The 17,923-nt window shown below is 63.6% G+C and carries 19 protein-coding genes; 13 read left to right on the top strand and 6 right to left on the bottom strand.

Annotated features, from left to right (window positions below; translation table 11 throughout):
• Positions 1–10 precede the first annotated feature (10 nt).
• From ACS7SF_RS03780 to ACS7SF_RS03765, 4 genes are all read left to right on the top strand, one after another.
• Complete coding sequence (locus ACS7SF_RS03780) at positions 11–811, top strand: MetQ/NlpA family ABC transporter substrate-binding protein (RefSeq protein ID WP_439891743.1); 801 nt, start codon at positions 11–13, stop codon at positions 809–811.
• Between the two features lie 190 nt (positions 812–1,001).
• Entirely contained in the window at positions 1,002–1,751 is a 750-nt protein-coding gene (locus tag ACS7SF_RS03775) for an electron transfer flavoprotein subunit beta/FixA family protein (protein ID WP_439891742.1), read from the top strand.
• A 62-nt stretch (positions 1,752–1,813) separates the two neighbouring features.
• Entirely contained in the window at positions 1,814–2,749 is a 936-nt protein-coding gene (locus ACS7SF_RS03770) for an electron transfer flavoprotein subunit alpha/FixB family protein (protein WP_439891741.1), read from the top strand.
• A 179-nt stretch (positions 2,750–2,928) separates the two neighbouring features.
• Positions 2,929–4,713: an acyl-CoA dehydrogenase gene (locus tag ACS7SF_RS03765; RefSeq protein ID WP_439891740.1), complete on the top strand. Its 1,785-nt coding sequence runs from the start codon at positions 2,929–2,931 to the stop codon at positions 4,711–4,713.
• Positions 4,714–4,778: 65 nt separating this feature from the next.
• Here ACS7SF_RS03765 and ACS7SF_RS03760 read toward each other — a convergent pair whose 3' ends face one another.
• Positions 4,779–6,065, bottom strand: coding sequence for a cytochrome P450 (locus ACS7SF_RS03760; protein ID WP_439892687.1), 1,287 nt, complete (start codon positions 6,063–6,065; stop codon positions 4,779–4,781).
• A 245-nt stretch (positions 6,066–6,310) separates the two neighbouring features.
• Here ACS7SF_RS03760 and ACS7SF_RS03755 point away from each other — a divergent pair, with 245 nt between their 5' ends.
• Positions 6,311–7,234, top strand: a complete 924-nt coding sequence (locus tag ACS7SF_RS03755; RefSeq protein ID WP_439891739.1) for an AraC family transcriptional regulator — start codon at positions 6,311–6,313, stop codon at positions 7,232–7,234.
• A 61-nt stretch (positions 7,235–7,295) separates the two neighbouring features.
• Here ACS7SF_RS03755 and ACS7SF_RS03750 read toward each other — a convergent pair whose 3' ends face one another.
• Positions 7,296–8,585 carry a D-amino acid dehydrogenase gene (locus ACS7SF_RS03750; RefSeq protein ID WP_439891738.1) on the bottom strand — a complete coding sequence of 430 codons (1,290 nt, stop codon included), beginning with the start codon at positions 8,583–8,585 and terminating at the stop codon, positions 7,296–7,298.
• Positions 8,586–8,707: 122 nt separating this feature from the next.
• Between ACS7SF_RS03750 and ACS7SF_RS03745 the strand changes: the two genes are divergently transcribed.
• The 3 genes from ACS7SF_RS03745 (at position 8,708) to ACS7SF_RS03735 (ending at position 12,096) form a co-directional block, all read left to right on the top strand.
• Positions 8,708–9,205, top strand: coding sequence for an Lrp/AsnC ligand binding domain-containing protein (locus tag ACS7SF_RS03745; protein ID WP_439891737.1), 498 nt, complete (start codon positions 8,708–8,710; stop codon positions 9,203–9,205).
• A gap of 65 nt (positions 9,206–9,270) precedes the next feature.
• Positions 9,271–10,890 carry an alkaline phosphatase D family protein gene (locus ACS7SF_RS03740; RefSeq protein ID WP_439891736.1) on the top strand — a complete coding sequence of 540 codons (1,620 nt, stop codon included), beginning with the start codon at positions 9,271–9,273 and terminating at the stop codon, positions 10,888–10,890.
• An 81-nt stretch (positions 10,891–10,971) separates the two neighbouring features.
• Entirely contained in the window at positions 10,972–12,096 is a 1,125-nt protein-coding gene (locus ACS7SF_RS03735) for a PA0069 family radical SAM protein (RefSeq protein WP_439891735.1), read from the top strand.
• A 7-nt stretch (positions 12,097–12,103) separates the two neighbouring features.
• Here the strand turns inward: ACS7SF_RS03735 and ACS7SF_RS03730 are convergent, their stop codons facing one another.
• The 4 genes from ACS7SF_RS03730 to ACS7SF_RS03715 all read right to left on the bottom strand — a co-directional run bounded on the left by ACS7SF_RS03730 (position 12,104) and on the right by ACS7SF_RS03715 (position 14,719).
• On the bottom strand, positions 12,104–12,559 hold the full coding sequence (locus tag ACS7SF_RS03730; protein ID WP_426394179.1) for an NINE protein: 456 nt from the start codon (positions 12,557–12,559) through the stop codon (positions 12,104–12,106).
• A 190-nt stretch (positions 12,560–12,749) separates the two neighbouring features.
• On the bottom strand, positions 12,750–12,932 hold the full coding sequence (locus tag ACS7SF_RS03725; RefSeq protein ID WP_426394177.1) for a hypothetical protein: 183 nt from the start codon (positions 12,930–12,932) through the stop codon (positions 12,750–12,752).
• A 127-nt stretch (positions 12,933–13,059) separates the two neighbouring features.
• Positions 13,060–13,455, bottom strand: a complete 396-nt coding sequence (locus ACS7SF_RS03720; protein WP_439891734.1) for a hypothetical protein — start codon at positions 13,453–13,455, stop codon at positions 13,060–13,062.
• A 190-nt stretch (positions 13,456–13,645) separates the two neighbouring features.
• Positions 13,646–14,719: a PQQ-dependent sugar dehydrogenase gene (locus ACS7SF_RS03715; RefSeq protein ID WP_439892686.1), complete on the bottom strand. Its 1,074-nt coding sequence runs from the start codon at positions 14,717–14,719 to the stop codon at positions 13,646–13,648.
• Between the two features lie 145 nt (positions 14,720–14,864).
• Here ACS7SF_RS03715 and rpsP point away from each other — a divergent pair, with 145 nt between their 5' ends.
• The 5 genes from rpsP (at position 14,865) to ACS7SF_RS03690 (ending at position 17,886) form a co-directional block, all read left to right on the top strand.
• Entirely contained in the window at positions 14,865–15,119 is a 255-nt protein-coding gene (gene rpsP, locus ACS7SF_RS03710) for a 30S ribosomal protein S16 (RefSeq protein ID WP_004629147.1), read from the top strand.
• 46 nt (positions 15,120–15,165) lie between these two features.
• Positions 15,166–15,807 carry a ribosome maturation factor RimM gene (gene rimM, locus ACS7SF_RS03705; protein WP_439891733.1) on the top strand — a complete coding sequence of 214 codons (642 nt, stop codon included), beginning with the start codon at positions 15,166–15,168 and terminating at the stop codon, positions 15,805–15,807.
• Positions 15,808–15,830: 23 nt separating this feature from the next.
• Positions 15,831–16,619 carry a tRNA (guanosine(37)-N1)-methyltransferase TrmD gene (gene trmD / locus ACS7SF_RS03700; RefSeq protein WP_439891732.1) on the top strand — a complete coding sequence of 263 codons (789 nt, stop codon included), beginning with the start codon at positions 15,831–15,833 and terminating at the stop codon, positions 16,617–16,619.
• 73 nt (positions 16,620–16,692) lie between these two features.
• Positions 16,693–17,079 (top strand): 50S ribosomal protein L19, encoded by a 387-nt coding sequence (gene rplS, locus ACS7SF_RS03695; RefSeq protein WP_439891731.1) that lies wholly within the window; start codon positions 16,693–16,695, stop codon positions 17,077–17,079.
• Between the two features lie 123 nt (positions 17,080–17,202).
• On the top strand, positions 17,203–17,886 hold the full coding sequence (locus ACS7SF_RS03690; protein ID WP_439891730.1) for a CoA pyrophosphatase: 684 nt from the start codon (positions 17,203–17,205) through the stop codon (positions 17,884–17,886).
• Positions 17,887–17,923 lie beyond the last annotated feature (37 nt).

Below are 17,923 nucleotides of genomic sequence, written 5' to 3'. Positions count from 1 at the left end.
AGGAAACACAATGAATCGTCGTCAACTGCTGCAATGGTCCGCGAGCCTGGGTGCTGCGCTGGCACTGGCAACCGGCGCCGCCATGGCGCAGAGCAAGCCGATCAAGATCGGCGTGACCGCCGGCCCGCACGCCGAGATCATGGAAGAGGTGAAGAAGGTTGCCGAGAAGGACGGCCTGAAGCTCCAGATCGTCGAGTTCAACGACTACATCCAGCCGAACGCCGCCCTGGCCTCCGGTGACCTGGATGCCAACAGCTACCAGCACCAGCCGTATCTGGACGACCAAGTCGCCACGCGCGGCTACAAGTTCGTGAGCGTCGGCCAGACCATCACGTTCCCGATGGGCATCTACTCGAAGAAGATCAAGTCGCTGAAGGACCTGAAGGAAGGCGCACGCTTCGGCCTGCCGAACGATCCGACCAACGGCGGCCGTGCGCTCTTGCTGCTGCAGGCACAGGGCGTGATCAAGCTCAAGCCGAACGCCGGCTTCAAGGCCTCGCCGCGCGATGTGGCCGAGAACCCGAAGAAGCTGAAGTTCGTCGAGCTGGATGCCGCCCAACTGCCGCGTTCGCTGGATGACCTGGATGCCGCCGCCGTCAACGGCAACTACGCCGAGAAGGCGGGCCTGGACCCGACCAAGGACGGCATCGCGATTGAAAGCCCGAAGGGCCCGTATGCCAACGTGCTGGCCGTGCGAGCAGCGGACAAGGATCAACCGTGGGTCGCCAAGCTGGTGAAGGCCTATCACTCCGACGCTGTGAAGGCCTTCGTGAAGGCGAAGTACAAGGACGCGGTGATTGTGGCTTGGTAACCACTTTGTGATCGCTGAGGCGATCCGATAGAGGGCTCTACCAAACAGATTGCCGGACGTTTCACTGGCGTCCGGCAATTTTTCAGGGTTAAAATAGCACGACCGTTCGGAAATTTAACGCGTTCGACCGGCCCCCCTTATAATGGCCGGCGTTTTGCAAAATCGTCTTATCAAATAGTGGAGTGAGCGCATGAAAGTCCTGGTCGCAGTCAAGCGCGTGATCGATTACAACGTGAAGGCTCGCGTGAAGGCGGACGGCAGCGGTGTCGATCTGGCCAACGTCAAGATGAGCATGAACCCGTTCGACGAGATCGCCGTGGAAGAGGCTGTTCGTTTGAAGGAAGCGGGCGTCGCTACCGAAGTGGTCGCCGTCTCGTGCGGCGTGACGCAGTGCCAGGAAACCCTGCGCACCGCCATGGCCATTGGTGCCGACCGCGGCATCCTGGTCCAAACCGACGAAGAACTGCAGCCGCTGGCTGTCGCCAAGCTGCTCAAGGCGCTGGTCGACAAGGAACAGCCGCAACTGATCATCCTGGGCAAGCAGGCGATCGACGACGACGCCAACCAGACCGGCCAGATGCTGGCTGCGCTGGCCGGCCTGCCGCAAGCCACGTTTGCCTCGAAGGTGCAGGTTGCCGACGGCAAGGCTTCGGTCACGCGTGAAGTGGACGGTGGTCTGGAAACCCTGTCGGTCAAGCTGCCGGCCGTGGTCACCACCGACCTGCGCCTGAACGAGCCGCGCTACGTGACGCTGCCGAACATCATGAAGGCCAAGAAGAAGCAACTCGACACGGTCAAGCCGGAAGACCTGGGCGTGGACGTTGCACCGCGCCTGAAGACCCTGAAGGTGGTTGAGCCCGCCAAGCGCAGCGCCGGCGTGATGGTGCCCGATGTGGCCACGCTGGTCGCCAAGCTCAAGACCGAAGCGAAGGTGCTGTAAGCGGCGGGTTTGTAACCTGCGTGACTGCACACACTTCAAGCACACCGAACAGGCAGATCAAGATGACCGCACTCGTTATTGCTGAACACGACAATCAATCCATCAAGGCCGCAACGCTGAACACCGTGACGGCTGCCGCTCAATGCGGCGGCGATGTCCACGTGCTGGTGGCCGGTGCTGGCTGCGGCGCCGCTGCACAAGCCGCTGCGCAGATCGCAGGCGTGACCAAGGTGCTGGTGGCCGATGCGCCCCAGTTTGCCGATGGCTTGGCCGAAAACGTCGCCGAGCAAGCCCTGGCTATCGCCGGCAACTACAGCCACATCCTGGCGCCAGCCACCGCTTACGGCAAGAACATCCTGCCGCGCGTGGCCGCCAAGCTGGACGTGGCCCAACTGTCCGACATCACCAAGGTCGACAGCCCCGACACCTTCGAGCGCCCGATCTACGCCGGCAACGCGATTGCCACCGTGCAATCGGCCGACAAGGTGAAAGTGATCACCGTGCGTGGCACGGCGTTTGATCCGGCTGCTGCCACCGGTGGCTCCGCTGCTACCGAAAACCTGACCGCCGTGGCGGACGCCGGCATCTCGCAATTCGTCTCGCGCGAAGTGACGAAGAGCGATCGCCCGGAACTGACCGCCGCGAAGATCATCGTGTCGGGTGGCCGTGGCGTGGGCTCGGGCGAGAACTACACCAAGGTGCTGACGCCGCTGGCCGACAAGCTGGGTGCCGCACTGGGTGCCTCGCGCGCAGCGGTGGACGCTGGCTTCGTGCCGAACGACTACCAGGTCGGCCAGACCGGCAAGATCGTCGCGCCGCAGCTGTACATCGCCGTCGGTATCTCGGGCGCGATCCAGCACTTGGCCGGCATGAAGGATTCCAAGGTGATCGTCGCGATCAACAAGGATCCGGAAGCGCCGATCTTCCAGGTGGCTGACTACGGCCTCGTGGGCGATCTGAACACCGTCGTGCCGGAGCTGGTGACCGCACTGGGCTGAGTGCACCGCGCAGCGCGCATCATCTGACGCGCGCTCGAATGGACAATGTGGCCCGACGCAAAGCCGTTTCCGACCCGTTTGGAAACGGCTTTTTTATACCCGAGCGCCATCAGGAGAGCGCATCACGCCCCCGCTGATGCACTGTCCTGATCGCGCTTAACGAAGGATTGGAGAGAGACATGACCTATCAAGCCCCCGTCAAGGACATGCTGTTCGTGATGAACGAACTGGCCGGCCTGGACAACGTCGCCAAGCTGCCCGGCTTTGAAGACGCGACCGCTGACACCGCACAAGCCGTGCTGGAGGAGAGCGCGCGCTTCACGGGTGAAGTCGTCGCGCCGCTCAATGTGGAAGGTGACCGCAACCCGAGCAGTTGGAAGGACGGTGTCGTGACGGCTACGCCTGGTTTCAAGGAAGCCTTCGCGCAGTTTGGCCAAGGCGGCTGGCAGGGCGTGCAGCACCCGCTGGAATACGGCGGCCAGGGCCTGCCCAAGCTGATCGCCACGGCGTGCATCGAAATGCTGAACGCGGCCAACCTGTCGTTCGCGCTGTGCCCGCTGCTGACCGACGGCGCCATCGAGGCATTGCTGACGGCAGGCACTGAAGAGCAGAAGCAATTGTTCGTGCCCAAGCTCATCTCCGGCGAATGGACCGGCACGATGAACCTGACCGAGCCGCAGGCCGGCTCCGACTTGGCACTCGTGCGCACGCGCGCCGAGCCGGTGGGCGACGGCACGTTCAAAATCTTCGGCACGAAGATCTTCATCACCTGGGGCGAGCACGACATGGCCGAAAACATCGTCCACCTTGTGCTGGCGCGTACGCCGGGCGCGCCGGAGGGCGTGAAGGGCATCTCGCTGTTCGTGGTGCCGAAGTTCATGGTCAATGCCGACGGTTCGCTGGGTGCGCGCAACGATGCGCATTGCGTGTCGATCGAACACAAGCTCGGCATCAAGGCGAGCCCGACGGCCGTGCTGCAGTTCGGCGACAACGGCGGTGCCATCGGCACGCTGGTCGGCGAAGAGAACCGCGGCCTGGAGTACATGTTCATCATGATGAACGCCGCGCGTTATGCGGTCGGCATGCAGGGCATCGGTGTGTCGGAGCGCGCGTATCAGAAGGCCGTCGCCTATGCGCGCGAGCGCGTGCAGAGCCGCCCCGTGGATGGTTCGGCCGGCAAGGCTGTCGCGATCATTCATCACCCGGACGTGAAGCGCATGCTGCTGACGATGCGCGCCATGACCGAAGGCGCCCGCGCGCTGGCCTACGTGGCCGCCGCTGCGTGCGATGCCGGCCATCACGCTGCCGATGATGCTGCGCGCAAGCAGAGCGAAGCGCTGTACGAATTCCTCGTGCCGATCGTGAAGGGCTGGAGCACGGAGATGTCGATCGACGTGACGAGCCTGGGCGTGCAGGTGCACGGCGGCATGGGCTTCATCGAAGAGACGGGCGCCGCGCAGTACTACCGCGACGCGCGCATTTTGCCGATCTACGAAGGCACGACAGCCATCCAGGCGAATGACCTGATCGGCCGCAAGACGGTGCGGGATGGCGGTGCGGTGGCACTGGGCATCTGCGCGGAAATTGCCAAGGTGGAAGCGGCGCTGGCCGCGAAGGGTGGCGCGCATTGCGAGGCGATGCGCGTGCGCTTGGCAGCGGGCCGCGAGGCGATGGAATCGGTGGTGCGCTTCGTGGTCGCGCAAACCAAGGCGCAGCCGAATGTCGTGTTCGCGGGCAGCGTGCCATATTTGCGCCTGTGCGGGATTGTGCTGTCGGGCTGGCAGATGGCGCGCGCGTTGCTGGTGGCCATTGATCGCGAGAGCGAAGATCCGAACTTCTACGGCGCGAAGATCGCCACGGCGCGCGTGTTTGCCGACGTGCTGCTTACGCAGGCGCCTGGCATTGCACAGAGCGTGCTGACCGGCGGCGAGACCATCGGCGCGGTGCCGGAAGTGCAGTTCTAAGCCGCATCGGCGAGCATGAAAAAAGGGAGGCTTCGGCCTCCCTTTTTGCTGCTGCGTTACTAACGTCAAGCCGGCGCAATTGCCAGATGCAACGGTTGATCTGGCCGCAACGTGACGTTCATCACGGGGCGCGGCGCGTGCATGTTGTCCGGCACCGACAACGTGAAACGCTGCAGCAGCATCGCGGCAATCACCGTCATCTCAGACATGGCCAGATGCTGCCCGAGGCAGACACGGGGGCCGGTGCCGAAGGGTAGGTAGGCACCGCGTGCGCGTGGCAGCTCTAGGGCATCGAGCGCAAAGCGTTCCGGGCGGAACGCCAGCGGCTCGGGGAACCAGCGCGGGTCGTGGTGCATCACTTGCACCGGAATCAGGAACATGGTTCGCGCGGGCAATTGCCATGCGCCCAAGGTGATGGGCTTGCTGCTGCGCCGGCTGAAGAGCACCGGGGCAGCGGGGTAGAGGCGCATCGTTTCCTTGATCGTCTGCGTGAGGTAGGGCAGGGAGGCCAGCGTGTCAGGGCTCGGCGCGCGGCCCTGCAGCGCTTGCTGGACTTCCTCGCGTGCAAGGGTCTGCGCAGCCGGGTTCGATGCCATGCACCAGGCCCACCAGATCAGCGTGGCTGCTGTGGTTTCGTGCCCTGCCAGGAAAGCGGTCATGCATTCGTCGCGCACGGCGTGCAGGGGCCACGTGGTGGGGTCATCGCGGTGCAGCTGTAGCAAGCGGGTCAGCAGATCGTCGGGCCAGGCGTCTTGTGGCTGAGCCAATCGTGCTTGCAGGTGGTGGTTGATCAGGCCATGCAGTGCCGCCAGGGCACGCCGTTTCTTGCCCTTCCAGGGCGCCCAGTCCGGCCAGCTTGCGGGCCAGTAGAACTCCGCGTTGGCAGCGGCACCGACGACGCGGATGGCCTGCTCCGCGGTGCGCGCCTCTTCGCCGATTTCGCTCGAGAACATCATCCGCGTGATGACGTCCATGGCAAGCGACGTAATCGCGCTTTCCATCGGCCAGCGCGCATCGTGCTGCGGCCATTGCGCGAGCGCTTTCTCTGTGGCAGCGCTTATGGTGGGCACGAAGGCCTGGACAGCCTTGGGGGAGAAGTTCGGCTGCATGGCGTGTCGCTTGCCCCGCCATGCCTCGCCTTCGGCAATCAGTACGCTGTGCCCGTGCAGCTGTGCAAACACGTGCGTTCCGCGCTCCCAGCGGACCAGCGCGTCGTGATGCGTCACCAGCAGTTCGCGCGCGAGTGACGGGTCTGAGACGACGATTTCGTGTTCGGGCCAGAAGCGCAGATGCACCACGTCGCCGAAGTCGCGCTGCCACGTCGCCAGCGTCCCGAGTAAGTCACGCGACATGCGGGCGAGCAGGCTCCAACCAGTCAGTGCGGTGGACGGGCCCGGCGGCCATACACCGGGCGGATGGGCTGCTGGTGCGGGCGATGCGTCCTTCGCATGGAAAGGGCATTGGCCGGAAGTGGTCGGATTCATCTGGATCTCCTGGCGCGTCTCGGTATGTCTGGCATTGTTCGCTTGTTGCCATGCCCTGTCTTGAACGCAAACGACATCGACACCTGCAGGACGCCTGCCTATACTGCGCCGCCATGTCCTCCGAATTCGAGTGTCCCGATCCCCTCGCGCGAGCGCCACGTGCTACGCACGATGGCCGCGTACCGGGTACACGGCTGCATCTTGCGCCGCCTGCTTTGCAGGGTGCCATCGTGGCCGTTCTTTGCCGCGACACGCGGGGCTTTGCGTTGACCGATGCACAGCGCCTGTCCCATTTCCCTGCGTCGCCCATGGTGTCGCTGTCGTGGTTTCAGGGCACCGATGCGGGGCTTGTCGAGCGTACGGATGGCGGACCGCAATGGCGGCCATTCGGTGCGTCGGTTGTGCTGTCGGGCAGCCAATCTCAGCCCACGGTGAGTTGGGCGCCGACCACTGGGCGTGGCGGCATGGTCTGCTTGACGGCGGATGTCGCGCAGACCTTGTTTGGTATCGACATGGCTGTGGTCGCGGACCGCGTTGTCGATGCCTATACCGTACTAGGCACCGGCTGGCAGCCGTTGTTGGATGCGTTGCTCGGCACCTATGACGATGCGGCTGTGCTGGTTGTACTGGAACAGCACCTTGCCGCGCGCTGGCGCGCGCTTCAGGGGCCGGGTACGGTTGTGTCGTCAATGCGTCGGGCCGGCCGTCATTGGGTAGAGCGTCTGGCGTGGCAGGCGCATGAGTGGCGGCGCACCCATAGTCCGCGCCAGGTGGAGCGGCGCATCAAGACGTTCAGCGGGCGGTCTTTGCGTGAATGGCAGACGTTGGTGAAAACCGAGGGCGCCTACTTTGCCGCGATGGATCGGTACCAGGCAGGCCAGCCGTTCGATTGGGCGGCGCTGGCCCAGGAGGAGGGGTTTGCCGATCAAGCGCATTTGAGCCGCACCGTCAAACGCATTACGGGCTTCTCGCCCAGCGAGTTTGCCGAGCGCTTTGTCGAAGATGAAGCGTTCTGGGCGTACCGGTTGTGGGTTTGAGCACGGGAAAAAGAAAGGGAGGCTAAGCCTCCCTTCTTTGTTGATGCAGCGCTGTTGGCGATCAGGCCAGCGCAGGCTTGGCCGCCGGTGCCGGGGCACCGCCCATATAGCGATAGACCGACAGATCATCCGCGCGGATGGCAGGCGAGCGGCCCGACACCAAGTCGGACAGCAACTTGCCTGAGCCGCACGCCATGGTCCAACCCAGCGTGCCGTGGCCCGTGTTGAGCCACAAGCCGCGCACTGGGGTCTGACCGACGATCGGCGTGCCGTCCGGCGTCATCGGACGCAGGCCCGTCCAGAACGAGGCACGCGACACATCGCCAGCGCCCGGGAACAGATCGTTGACGACGAACTCCAGCGTGTTGCGCTTGCCCGGATCCAGGCGCTTGTCGTAGCCGACGATCTGCGCCATGCCGCCCACGCGGATGCGGTCGTCGAAGCGCGTGACGGCCACCTTGTAGGTCTCGTCCAGGATGGTGGAGACGGGGCTCTTGGCCGCGTCCGTCATCGGCACGGTGATCGAGAAACCCTTGAGCGGATACACCGGCACGTTCACCAGGTTTTTCAGGAACGGCGTGCTGTAGCTGCCCAGCGCCACGACCACGAGGTCGGCTTCCATCGGCTGCCCGTCGACCAGCGCGCCGCGCACGGCGTCGTTCTTGAAGATCAGGCTATTGATCGTGCTGTTGAAACGGAAGCGCACGCCCAGCTGTTCGGCCATCGCGGCGAGGCGCGTGGTGAAGAGCTGGCAATCGCCCGTTTCGTCATTGGGTAGGCGCAGGCCGCCAGCCAGCTTATGGCGGGTGGAGGCCAGGCCTGGTTCACTGCGCACGAGGTCTTCGCGCGAAAGCAGTTCGTAGGGCACGCCGGCACGCTCGAGCACAGCGATGTCATTCGCGGCGCCGTCGAGCTGTTGCTGGGTGCGGAAGATTTGCAGCGTGCCTTGCTGGCGGCCTTCATAGGCGATGCCAGTGTCGGCGCGCAGGTCGCGGATGCAGTCGCGGCTGTATTCAGCCAGGCGGACCATGCGTTCTTTGTTTTGCGCATAGCTGGCGGCGTCGCAGTTGCGCAGCATCTGCCACATCCACTTGATCTGGAAGAGCGTGCCGTCCGGGCGGATGGTGAGCGGCGCGTGCTCCTGGAACATCCACTTGATGGCCTTGAGCGGCACGCCCGGCGCGGCCCACGGCGATGCATAACCGGGCGAGATCTGGCCTGCGTTGGCAAAGCTGGTCTCCAGCGCCGGGCCCGCTTCGCGGTCGACGACGGTGACTTCATGGCCGGCGCGGGCGAGGTAATAGGCGCTGGTCACGCCGATCACGCCACTGCCAAGAACGAGCACGCGCATGGTGATACTCCCCGGAGATGCATTTGCGATAGATGTCGCTATCGTATTCGTACATAACCAGTCATTGTTTCTGTATATTTTATGGAAACAGGAATAACTGTGGTTTTGGAGCGTTTTGCCTCATGCGAACCCAACGCAAGCCCGTCCGGGCCCTCGATAAGCTCGACCGCCGCATCCTCGACCTGCTGCAAAAGGATGGTCGGCTCTCCATGAAAGACCTGTCGGATGCGGTCGGTTTGACCATCACGCCGTGCATCGAGCGCGTCAAACGCCTGGAGCGCGAGGGCTTCATCCTCGGCTACTACGCACGGTTGAACCCCACCATGCTCGGTGCCTCGCTGCTGGTGTTCGTGGAAATCAGCCTGGGCAGCAAGGCCGGCAACATGTTCGAGCAGTTCCGGCGCGAGGTGCTGCGCATTCCCGAGGTGCTGGAATGCCACCTCGTCTCGGGCGATTTCGATTACCTCATCAAGGCGCGCATCCGCGAGATGAGCGAATACCGGCGCCTGCTGGGCGACATCCTGCTGCAGTTGCCGGGCGCGGTGCAGTCCAAGAGCTACATCGTGATGGAAGAGATCAAGGAGACGCTCGCCATCGACGTGACGGAAGAGGGCGGGTGACGTAGCGTTGTCACGGAAGCGCCTTACGCTGGCGGGCACTCTCATCATCGATAGACGGAGCCCCCATGTCCGACCAGCCGATCTTCAAGCCGAACCGCCGCACGCTGATCAAGGGTCTTGTTTCTGTTAGCGGCACTGTGCTGCTCGGCTCGCGCATCGGTGATGTGCTGGCCCAGGGCGTCGCACCGGCTGCGGTAACGTCCGATCGCCTGCGCCCGCAACTGCCCGGCGGTGTGATGAGCGGCGATATCACCGCCGACAGCGCCATCGTCTGGAGCCGCACTGACCGCCCGGCGCGCATGATCGTCGAATATTCGACGGATGCCGCCTTCAAGAAAGTCGTGCGCCGTGTCGGCCCGGCGGCCACTGAAGCTAGTGGTTTTACCGCGCGTGTCGATCTCACCGGTTTGCCTGCCGGTGCCGACCTGTTCTATCGGGTGCGCTTCCAGGATTCGGTGCACGACAAGGCGTTCAGCCAGCCCGTCACCGGCCGCTTCCGCACGGCACCGGTGCAGGCCAATCGCCCGATCTGCTTCGTCTTCTCCGGCGACGAAGCGGGCCAAGGCTGGGGCATCAACGAGCGCTTCGGCGGCTATCGCTTGTATGAGGCGATGCGGCGCGAATCGCCCGACTTCTTCATCCACTCAGGCGACCAGATCTACGCCGATGGTCCGATCCAGGCCGAAGTGAAGCTGCCCGACGGCTCGCTGTGGACCAACCTCGTGACCGAGGCCAAGTCGCACGTCGCGCAGACACTGGACGACTACCGCGGCGCCTTCGCCTACAACCAGCTCGACAAGAACAAGCGCGCGTTCTCTGCCGAAGTGCCGTTCCTCGTGCAGTGGGATGACCACGAGGTGCGCAACAACTGGTACCCAGGCCAGCAGATCGGCCCCGAGGAAAAGCGCTACCAGGAGCGCAGTGCATCGGTGCTGGCCGCCCGCGCCAAGCAGGCGATGTTCGAATACAACCCGTTCCGCTTCAACCCGCTCGACCCGGAGCAGATCTACCGCGCATTCCAGTACGGCCCGCTGCTCGACGTGTTCATGCTCGATGAGCGCAGCTATCGCGGCCGCAATTCTCCCAACCGCCAAACCACGCTGGATGCCGATGCCGCCTTCCTCGGCCCGAAGCAGACGGCGTGGCTCAAGCAATCGCTCAAGCAATCGAAGGCGACGTGGAAGGTGATTGCCAGCGACATGCCGATCTCGCTGGTGGTGCCCGACCTGAACCCCGACGTGCCCAAGGGCACCTACGAAGCCTGGGCGAATGCGGATGACGGCGCGCCCTCCGGTCGCGAGCTGGAGCTGGCCGAAATCCTGCGCTTCATCAAGCAGGAGAACATCCAGAACGTCGTGTGGGTGACGGCCGATGTGCACTACGCGCAGGCCACGTACTACCACCCGTCGCGCGCCAGGTTCACGGAGTTCAAGCCGTTCTGGGAATTCGTCGGCGGCCCGATCAACGCGGGCACGTTCGGGCCGAACGAGGTCGACCAGACCTTCGGGCCGGACCTGCGCTACATCAGCATCCCGAAGGACAATCCGCAGAACCAGTCGCCGGCTGCGCTGCAGCAGTATTACGGCCGCGCCAAGATCGATCCGGCCACGCGCACCATGCATGTGTCGCTGCATGATCTCGATGGCAAATCGCTCTGGGAAGTGAAGCTCGACCCCGAAGCGTAGTCGGCGCCACGCCAGCGGAACGGAGGCGGATGCGATAGGATCGACGGGCCCCCGCATCCACTCTGTTCCGCTGTGTCTGATATGTCCGACCGCCACGTCCCACGCAGGGGGCGCGGCGCTACTTCCAATTTGCAAGGCCGTTATGAACGCGATGAACGCTCACGCGTCGATGACGGCTGGCAACCGCTTGTCCGGCAGCTTGATCCCGACGATGCACCGCCGCGCATTGAGACCACCGTCTCCATCGAACGCGCGCGCTCCATCCTGAGCCACAACCAATCGCCGGACATTCCGTTTGGGGTGTCGCTCAACCCGTATCGCGGTTGCGAGCACGGGTGCGTGTATTGTTTTGCGCGGCCCACCCATGCGTATCTGGAGCTATCGCCGGGCTTGGATTTCGAGACCAAGCTGTTCGCCAAAACAAACGCAGCTGAAGTCCTGCGCGAAACGCTCGCCAAGCCCGGCTACCGCTGCGAGGCGATCGCACTGGGCGTGAACACCGATGCGTATCAGCCCATCGAGCGCGAGCTCCGCATCACGCGCGATGTGCTGCAGGTGCTGCACGATTGCGATCACCCGGTTGGGCTCATCACCAAGTCGTCATTGATTGAACGCGACATCGATCTGCTCGCACCGATGGCCGCCAAGAACCTCGTCGTCGCCGCAGTGACGATCACCACGCTGGACTCGGAACTTGCACGCAAGCTTGAGCCGCGCGCAGCCACGCCATCGCGCCGCCTGCGCACGATTCGCACATTGGCCGAGGCGGGTATTCCGGTGGGCGTAAGCGTCGCGCCGATGATCCCCTTCATCACCGACGACCACATGGAGCAGATTCTGGAGGCCTCACGCGAGGCCGGTGCCACGTACGCGAGCTACATCGTGCTGCGTTTGCCGAACGAGCTGAACGCCGTGTTCCAGGATTGGCTGGTGGCGCATTTTCCCGACCGCGCGCAACGCGTCATGAACCGCATCCGCGATCTGCATGGCGGGCAAGACTACAAGGCGGATTTCGCCACGCGCATGCGCGGCACCGGCATCTGGGCGGATTTACTGCGGCAGCGCTTCTATAAAGCCGCCGACAAACTCGGCTTCAGCTACCACCGCTACAACGAACTGGTGCTCGACACGTCGCAGTTCAAACCGCCTGCGCGTGCGGTCAAACCAAGAAAGCCGGTCGACGAGCGCCAGGGCAGTTTGTTTTGACGGCGGATTACTGCGACAGCTCTTTCGCTGCCTGCACCTGCGTTTCGAAGTAGGTCTGGAACGTGATGGCGAGGCCGGCCATCAGCAGGCCGGTACCAATCATCAGCGTGAGGATGGTCAGCAGCACGACCGGCCACCCCGAGCGCGTGGGCGTGCCGTCTGCATTGAATTGCGCATCCCATTTATCGTCAGGGCGCAGGCCATACACCAGCGCCGACAGAAATCCCGCCAGCACCGACGCTCCGCCGATGATCGCGCAGGCCCAGCCCGGCACACTCGCCCGTTGGGTAGACCACAGTAGCGCCACCCCAATCGCCCCGAGCACCATCGCAAACACCTGCGACCACGCCCAGAAGTCGCGTCCGCCTTTGAGATAGAAACGATGCGCGCCCACGCTTCCGAACAGGAAGGCGAGCAGCACGGTCAGCAGCTTGGATTTCTTTTGGAGAGCGGTCGTAGACATGGCAGGCGGAGAACACACGGCAACACAACACAGCGCCGCGCATTCTACGCCCAACATCATCTGCGACGCGGCCAGAGGGCGGCGTCGGGAGCGCGTCCTAAAGACGCATCAGCAGCTCGGGGAATTGGCCGTCAGTTCGGCCGGACGCGCGCAGCGTGCGGAATCGCCTGCGGCGGGTGGGGCAGGGTCACTAAATCGGCACCAGGCGTGGGGCGGACACGCTCGTCGACGCCATCAGATCTTGCAGCAGTTGGGGCGCGCGTTGGCGCAGACTGACCTCACCATAGAGCAGGTGAGCAAGCATCAGCATGAAGGCAGAGGTCCATATCAGACCGAGGATCAACCGCACATGGCGGTGGAGTAAGGACAGCATGAAAGCACCTGTTGTCGTTGTGATGGGTGTGATGAAAGGCGCACCACAAACGTGTGCCCTTCATCGTCCAATACGACAAAGGCGCCCGCAGGCAAGTTCCGGGATGTGAAATGTGGGCAGCGGAGAGTCAGCCCCGGCGTGAGCCGCGCCAGTTGCCGCCTTGATCGCCGTTACCGCGTTCCTGGCGGAAGCGTTCCTGCTGTTGCCAGTCTCCGCGGCCACCGCTCTCGTGCGGTTGCACGCGGCCATTCAGGCGGTCATCGGCACGGGCACGCGCTTCCATGCGCTCCATTTGCTCGCGGATGCGCGCAGCCTGCTCGCCACGGGAATCCACGAAGAAGATTTGCGCTACCGCTCGGGGTGCGCGCGGTGCGGCCTCGGTGGCTTGCGACCACGCGGGCATGACGGATTCTGCAAAAGCAGCGGCGGCCTGACGCGCCGATGCGTTGGCAGCCACAGCGCCCGCAGAGGCGACGATCAGAACACCCGCTGCCAAGGGGCGAAGCAATGCGCGGATCGGCATGGCTATCTCCTAGTGGGCGAGGGTTCGAAAGCGCCACGCGCTGCTGGCTGATGTGCGAGAAAGAGGTCGGCAGCGCGTGTTCATGCCTGTCAATGTAAGGCTTCACTCAGCACGCATCCACTGTCCGAACGTTACCCATGTAACGAGATGTTTCCCGCACGCCTTGCCCAGGCGGCAGGCGTCGTGCGCGTCATTTTCCGGTGTAGCGGATGCGATACACGGCCCCCGCTTCGTCGTCGGAAACAAGCAGGCTGCCATCGGGTGCTACAAGCACATCGGCGGGGCGGCCCCATGCGCGTTCTCCTTGTAGCCAGCCCTGCACGAAGGGCTCCTGCCTTGTGACGTTGCCGGTCGAATCCAGCACGACACGCATGATGCGGTAGCCGACCTTGGATGATCGGTTCCAAGAGCCATGCTCGGCGATGAAGATGTTGTTGCGATACGCCGCCGGAAAGCTGCTGCCCGTGTAGAAACGCATGCCCAGCGCCGCCACATGCGCCCCCAGCTTGGCAACGGGCGGTACGTATTGGCTGCACGGGTGTCCCGCGCCGAATTCCGGGTCCGGGATGTCGCCCGCATGGCAGAACGGGTAGCCGAAATGCGGGTTGGGTTTGCTGATGCGATTGAGCTCGTCGTCGGGCACGTCGTCGCCCATCAGGTCACGCCCGTTGTCGGTGAACCACAGCTCGTGCGTGATGGGGTGCCAGTCAAAGCCCACGGTATTGCGAATGCCGCGCGCAACGAGCTCCAGGCCGCTGCCGTCCGCGTTCATGCGCATGAGATTGGCGTAGCGATTTTCATCACGGTGGCAGATATTGCATGGCGCACCCACTGGCATATACAGCTTGCCATCCGGCCCGAAGGCGATGAATTTCCAGCCGTGATGCGTTTCGGGCGGTAGTTTGTCGTTGACGACAATCGGCTCAGGCGAATCGTCGAGCCGCTTGTCGATCCCCTCGAGCCGCACCACGCGCGACACGGCCGACACATAGAGATTGCCGTCGCGCCACGCTACGCCCACCGGCAGCAGCAACCCTGAAGCCACTACGTGCACGCGTGCGCCTGGTGCTTGCAATGACAACGCGTACACCTTGCCCGCCCGGCTGCCAACATACAGGATGCCGGTCGGGGAGAGCGTCATTTCACGTGCTGCCGGCATCGCATCCGTCAACACCTCGATCTGAAAGCCCGGCGGCACGCGTAATGTGTCGATGGGTAGCTTGGCCTGTGCAGGCAGCGCCACTGCAAGCCAAGCCGCCAGCACAAACGCCTCGCCAATATGCCGCGCAAACCATGTGTGCCAAGCGCTGTGCCGCCAGGTTGTAGCTAAGTGTTTGTTTGGTCTGGAAAATTGGGCTATACTTGCGTGTTTCTCTGTACGCATACCCAGTTTTTCAAGGAAAAGATCCATGGTCGTGATCCGTCTGGCCCGCGGTGGCTCCAAGAAGCGCCCGTTCTTCAACATCGTTGCGACTGACTCGCGTAACCGCCGTGATGGCCGTTTCATCGAGCGCGTCGGTTTCTACAACCCGCTCGCCGGTGAAGGCGAAGAAGGTCTGCGCATCGTGCAAGACCGCCTGACCTACTGGGAAGGCGTGGGCGCGCAGCTGTCGCCGACGGTTGCCCGTCTGGTGAAGCAAGGCGCCAAGAAGGCAGCCGCCTAAGTTTTAGCATGCGTCGATCGTCGGTGCCGTCCGAGCACATTCTGCTGTGACGCGCGCTGCATCGACACGACCTGGTCCCGTGGCAGTAGCAACGCAAGCGACCTCGCAAAAGGTCGCCGAACGCTTGCAGGCCATGCGTCCAGGCACGGGTGCCAACCCCGTGCTCCCCGATGACCTCATCGAGGTGGGTTACGTGGGTGGCGCCTATGGTATTCGCGGTTGGATCAAGGTCCAGCCACACGGCGACGCAGACGCGCTGCTGAATGCCAAGGTTTGGTGGCTCAAGCCAGCAACTGGTGCACTGGCAACGGCAACGGACTGGCGGGTGTTTCCCGTCGATACGTCCCGTGAGCATAGCGGCACGGTGGTGGCAGGTTCTCCTGCCGCGCCCGACCGCAATGTTGCCGAGGCGCTGCGCGGATGTGTCGTGTGGGTCAGCCGAGCCGACTTTCCCGAGCCGGATGATGACGAGTTCTACTGGGTCGATCTGATCGGCGCCACGGTCGTCAACGAGCAACAGGAAACGCTGGGCACGGTGGCCGGCTTGATCGACAACGGCGCGCATCAGATTCTGCGCATCGTTGATGAGGGCGGGGTCGAGCGGCTCGTGCCGTTTGTCGAGGTTTACGTGAAGTCGGTGGATGTGGCTGGCAAGCGCATCGTCGTCGACTGGGGTCTGGATTACTGAACATGCGGCCGGAGAATTCGGCGATGCAGTTCGATGTCATCTCGCTGTTTCCGGACATGTTCCGGGCGCTGACGGACTGGGGCATCACCAGCCGCGCAGCCAAACAGCAGGTGTACACGTTGCGCACCTGGAACCCACGCGACTTCACGACGGACAATTACCGTACCGTGGACGACCGGCCTTACGGCGGCGGCCCCGGCATGGTGATGCTGGCCAAGCCGCTGGACGCTGCGCTAGATGCCATTGCCGAGGCGCAAGCACCGGCAGCGTCGCATGTGGTGCTGTTGTCGCCGCAAGGCAAGCCGCTCACGCACAAGCGGGTGATGGAGTTGGCTCAGCTGCCGGCGCTCACACTGCTGTGTGGACGCTACGAAGCGATTGATCAGCGCTTGGTCGATCGCCGGGTGGATGAGGAAATCAGCCTTGGCGATTTCGTCCTCTCCGGTGGCGAGATCGCGGCGATGGCGATCATCGATGCGGTAGTGCGGCAGTTGCCCGGCGTGCTGGGCGACGCGCAGTCCGCCGTGCAGGACAGTTTCGTCAACGGTCTGCTCGACTGCCCGCACTACACGCGGCCAGAAGAGTACGAAGGTGTGCGTGTGCCCGATGTGCTGCTGGGCGGCCACCACGCCGAAATCGAGAAGTGGCGCCGCCAGCAGGCGCTGTTGAATACCATGCGCAAGCGTCCCGATCTGATCGAGGCTGCGCGCGAGCAAGGTTTGTTGTCCCGCAGCGATGAGGTCTTCCTCGCTGCCGCGGCGATAACGGCAAAGGGGTCGGATGCTTCCATACCGGGAGCCTCGGCCAAGTGAAGTTCCCATCCTCTACCGGGGCCACGGTCAATCGACCGGGCAAAACGCCGGCATGATGGTCAAGGAGAAAAAGATGAATCTCATCGAGCAAATCGAGCAGGAAGAAATCAAGCGCCTGACGGCCAACAAGACGATCCCCCCGTTCGCCCCTGGCGACACCGTGATCGTCAACGTGAACGTCGTTGAAGGCAACCGCAAGCGTGTGCAGGCGTATGAAGGCGTCGTGATTGCCAAGCGCAGTCGTGGCCTGAACTCGTCGTTCATCGTTCGCAAGATCTCTTCGGGTGAAGGCGTGGAGCGTACGTTCCAGCTGTACTCGCCGCTGCTGGCCAGCATCGAAGTGAAGCGTCGCGGTGATGTGCGCCGTGCGAAGCTGTACTACCTGCGCGAGCGCTCGGGCAAGTCGGCTCGCATCAAGGAGAAGCTGACCTTCAAGCGCAAGGAAGCCGCTGCGGAGTAATCTGCGCGCGTTGCGAAAAGGCACCTTCGGGTGCCTTTTTTCTCTTTTGCGGTGGAAGATTGCCCTCACGTGTCGTTAGTAACGCTATGCATCTGCCACTGACGATCATTCCATTCTTGCCCCATGCGCCGTCCCGTGTTCGACCCTGAGCAGTTGCCGGTGTTGCCGTCGTCAACGCCGCTGCCGGCGCTCGGGGTTTCGCGGTTGACGGCCGATTTCGTGCGCGAGCGCTTGCGCACCCAACCCACGTGGGAGCCGGAACACACTGACGAATCCCGCCTGATCGATGCCTCGCTCAAGCTGCGCGAAGCGGCCGTGCTGGTGCCGTTGGTGCAGCGCGAAGCGGGTCTGGCGGTGCTCCTGACGCAACGCAATGCGTCGCTCAGCCAGCATGCCGGTCAGGTCAGCTTCCCTGGCGGCGGGCGTGAGGCGGTCGATTCCGATGTGGTTGCCACCGCGCTGCGCGAGACGGTGGAGGAGGTCGGCATTGGCCCGGAATTCATCGAGGTCGTCGGTCAACTGCCTGACTACATCACCGGAACAGGCTTTCACGTGAGCCCGGTCGTCGGGCTCCTGTTGCCCGATTTCACGCTCAAGCCGGACCCGAGCGAAGTGGCCGAGGTGTTCGAGGTGCCGCTCGCCTTCCTGATGGATCCGGCCAACCACGAAGTGCGCGAGCTGCGCTGGGAAGACCGCGTACGGCGTTTTTATGCGATGCCGTATCGCAAGGCGGATGGTGGCTACCACTTTATCTGGGGCGCGACGGCGGGCATGCTGCGCAACCTCTATCACTTGCTGGCAGCGTAGCGCGCAAGGTACGGTGCGCTGTGACGCGCACGCCGTG

This window comes from Ralstonia sp. 25C (genome assembly GCF_051904805.1).
Lineage (GTDB): Bacteria > Pseudomonadota > Gammaproteobacteria > Burkholderiales > Burkholderiaceae > Ralstonia.
The sequence above is the reverse complement of the archived record's forward strand: the minus strand, read 5'-3'. Positions and strand labels throughout refer to the sequence as shown.

What these genes read in the sequence shown, in the direction of transcription:
- ACS7SF_RS03780 (WP_439891743.1), top strand. Translation starts at nt 11, where the DNA reads ATGAATCGTCGTCAACTGCTGCAATGGTCCGCGAGCCTGGGTGCTGCG.
- ACS7SF_RS03775 (WP_439891742.1), top strand. Translation starts at nt 1,002, where the DNA reads ATGAAAGTCCTGGTCGCAGTCAAGCGCGTGATCGATTACAACGTGAAG.
- ACS7SF_RS03770 (WP_439891741.1), top strand. Translation starts at nt 1,814, where the DNA reads ATGACCGCACTCGTTATTGCTGAACACGACAATCAATCCATCAAGGCC.
- ACS7SF_RS03765 (WP_439891740.1), top strand. Translation starts at nt 2,929, where the DNA reads ATGACCTATCAAGCCCCCGTCAAGGACATGCTGTTCGTGATGAACGAA.
- ACS7SF_RS03760 (WP_439892687.1), bottom strand. Translation starts at nt 6,065, where the DNA reads ATGTCGCGTGACTTACTCGGGACGCTGGCGACGTGGCAGCGCGACTTC.
- ACS7SF_RS03755 (WP_439891739.1), top strand. Translation starts at nt 6,311, where the DNA reads ATGTCCTCCGAATTCGAGTGTCCCGATCCCCTCGCGCGAGCGCCACGT.
- ACS7SF_RS03750 (WP_439891738.1), bottom strand. Translation starts at nt 8,585, where the DNA reads ATGCGCGTGCTCGTTCTTGGCAGTGGCGTGATCGGCGTGACCAGCGCC.
- ACS7SF_RS03745 (WP_439891737.1), top strand. Translation starts at nt 8,708, where the DNA reads ATGCGAACCCAACGCAAGCCCGTCCGGGCCCTCGATAAGCTCGACCGC.
- ACS7SF_RS03740 (WP_439891736.1), top strand. Translation starts at nt 9,271, where the DNA reads ATGTCCGACCAGCCGATCTTCAAGCCGAACCGCCGCACGCTGATCAAG.
- ACS7SF_RS03735 (WP_439891735.1), top strand. Translation starts at nt 10,972, where the DNA reads ATGTCCGACCGCCACGTCCCACGCAGGGGGCGCGGCGCTACTTCCAAT.
- ACS7SF_RS03730 (WP_426394179.1), bottom strand. Translation starts at nt 12,559, where the DNA reads ATGTCTACGACCGCTCTCCAAAAGAAATCCAAGCTGCTGACCGTGCTG.
- ACS7SF_RS03725 (WP_426394177.1), bottom strand. Translation starts at nt 12,932, where the DNA reads ATGCTGTCCTTACTCCACCGCCATGTGCGGTTGATCCTCGGTCTGATA.
- ACS7SF_RS03720 (WP_439891734.1), bottom strand. Translation starts at nt 13,455, where the DNA reads ATGCCGATCCGCGCATTGCTTCGCCCCTTGGCAGCGGGTGTTCTGATC.
- rpsP (WP_004629147.1), top strand. Translation starts at nt 14,865, where the DNA reads ATGGTCGTGATCCGTCTGGCCCGCGGTGGCTCCAAGAAGCGCCCGTTC.
- trmD (WP_439891732.1), top strand. Translation starts at nt 15,831, where the DNA reads ATGCAGTTCGATGTCATCTCGCTGTTTCCGGACATGTTCCGGGCGCTG.
- rplS (WP_439891731.1), top strand. Translation starts at nt 16,693, where the DNA reads ATGAATCTCATCGAGCAAATCGAGCAGGAAGAAATCAAGCGCCTGACG.
- ACS7SF_RS03690 (WP_439891730.1), top strand. Translation starts at nt 17,203, where the DNA reads ATGCGCCGTCCCGTGTTCGACCCTGAGCAGTTGCCGGTGTTGCCGTCG.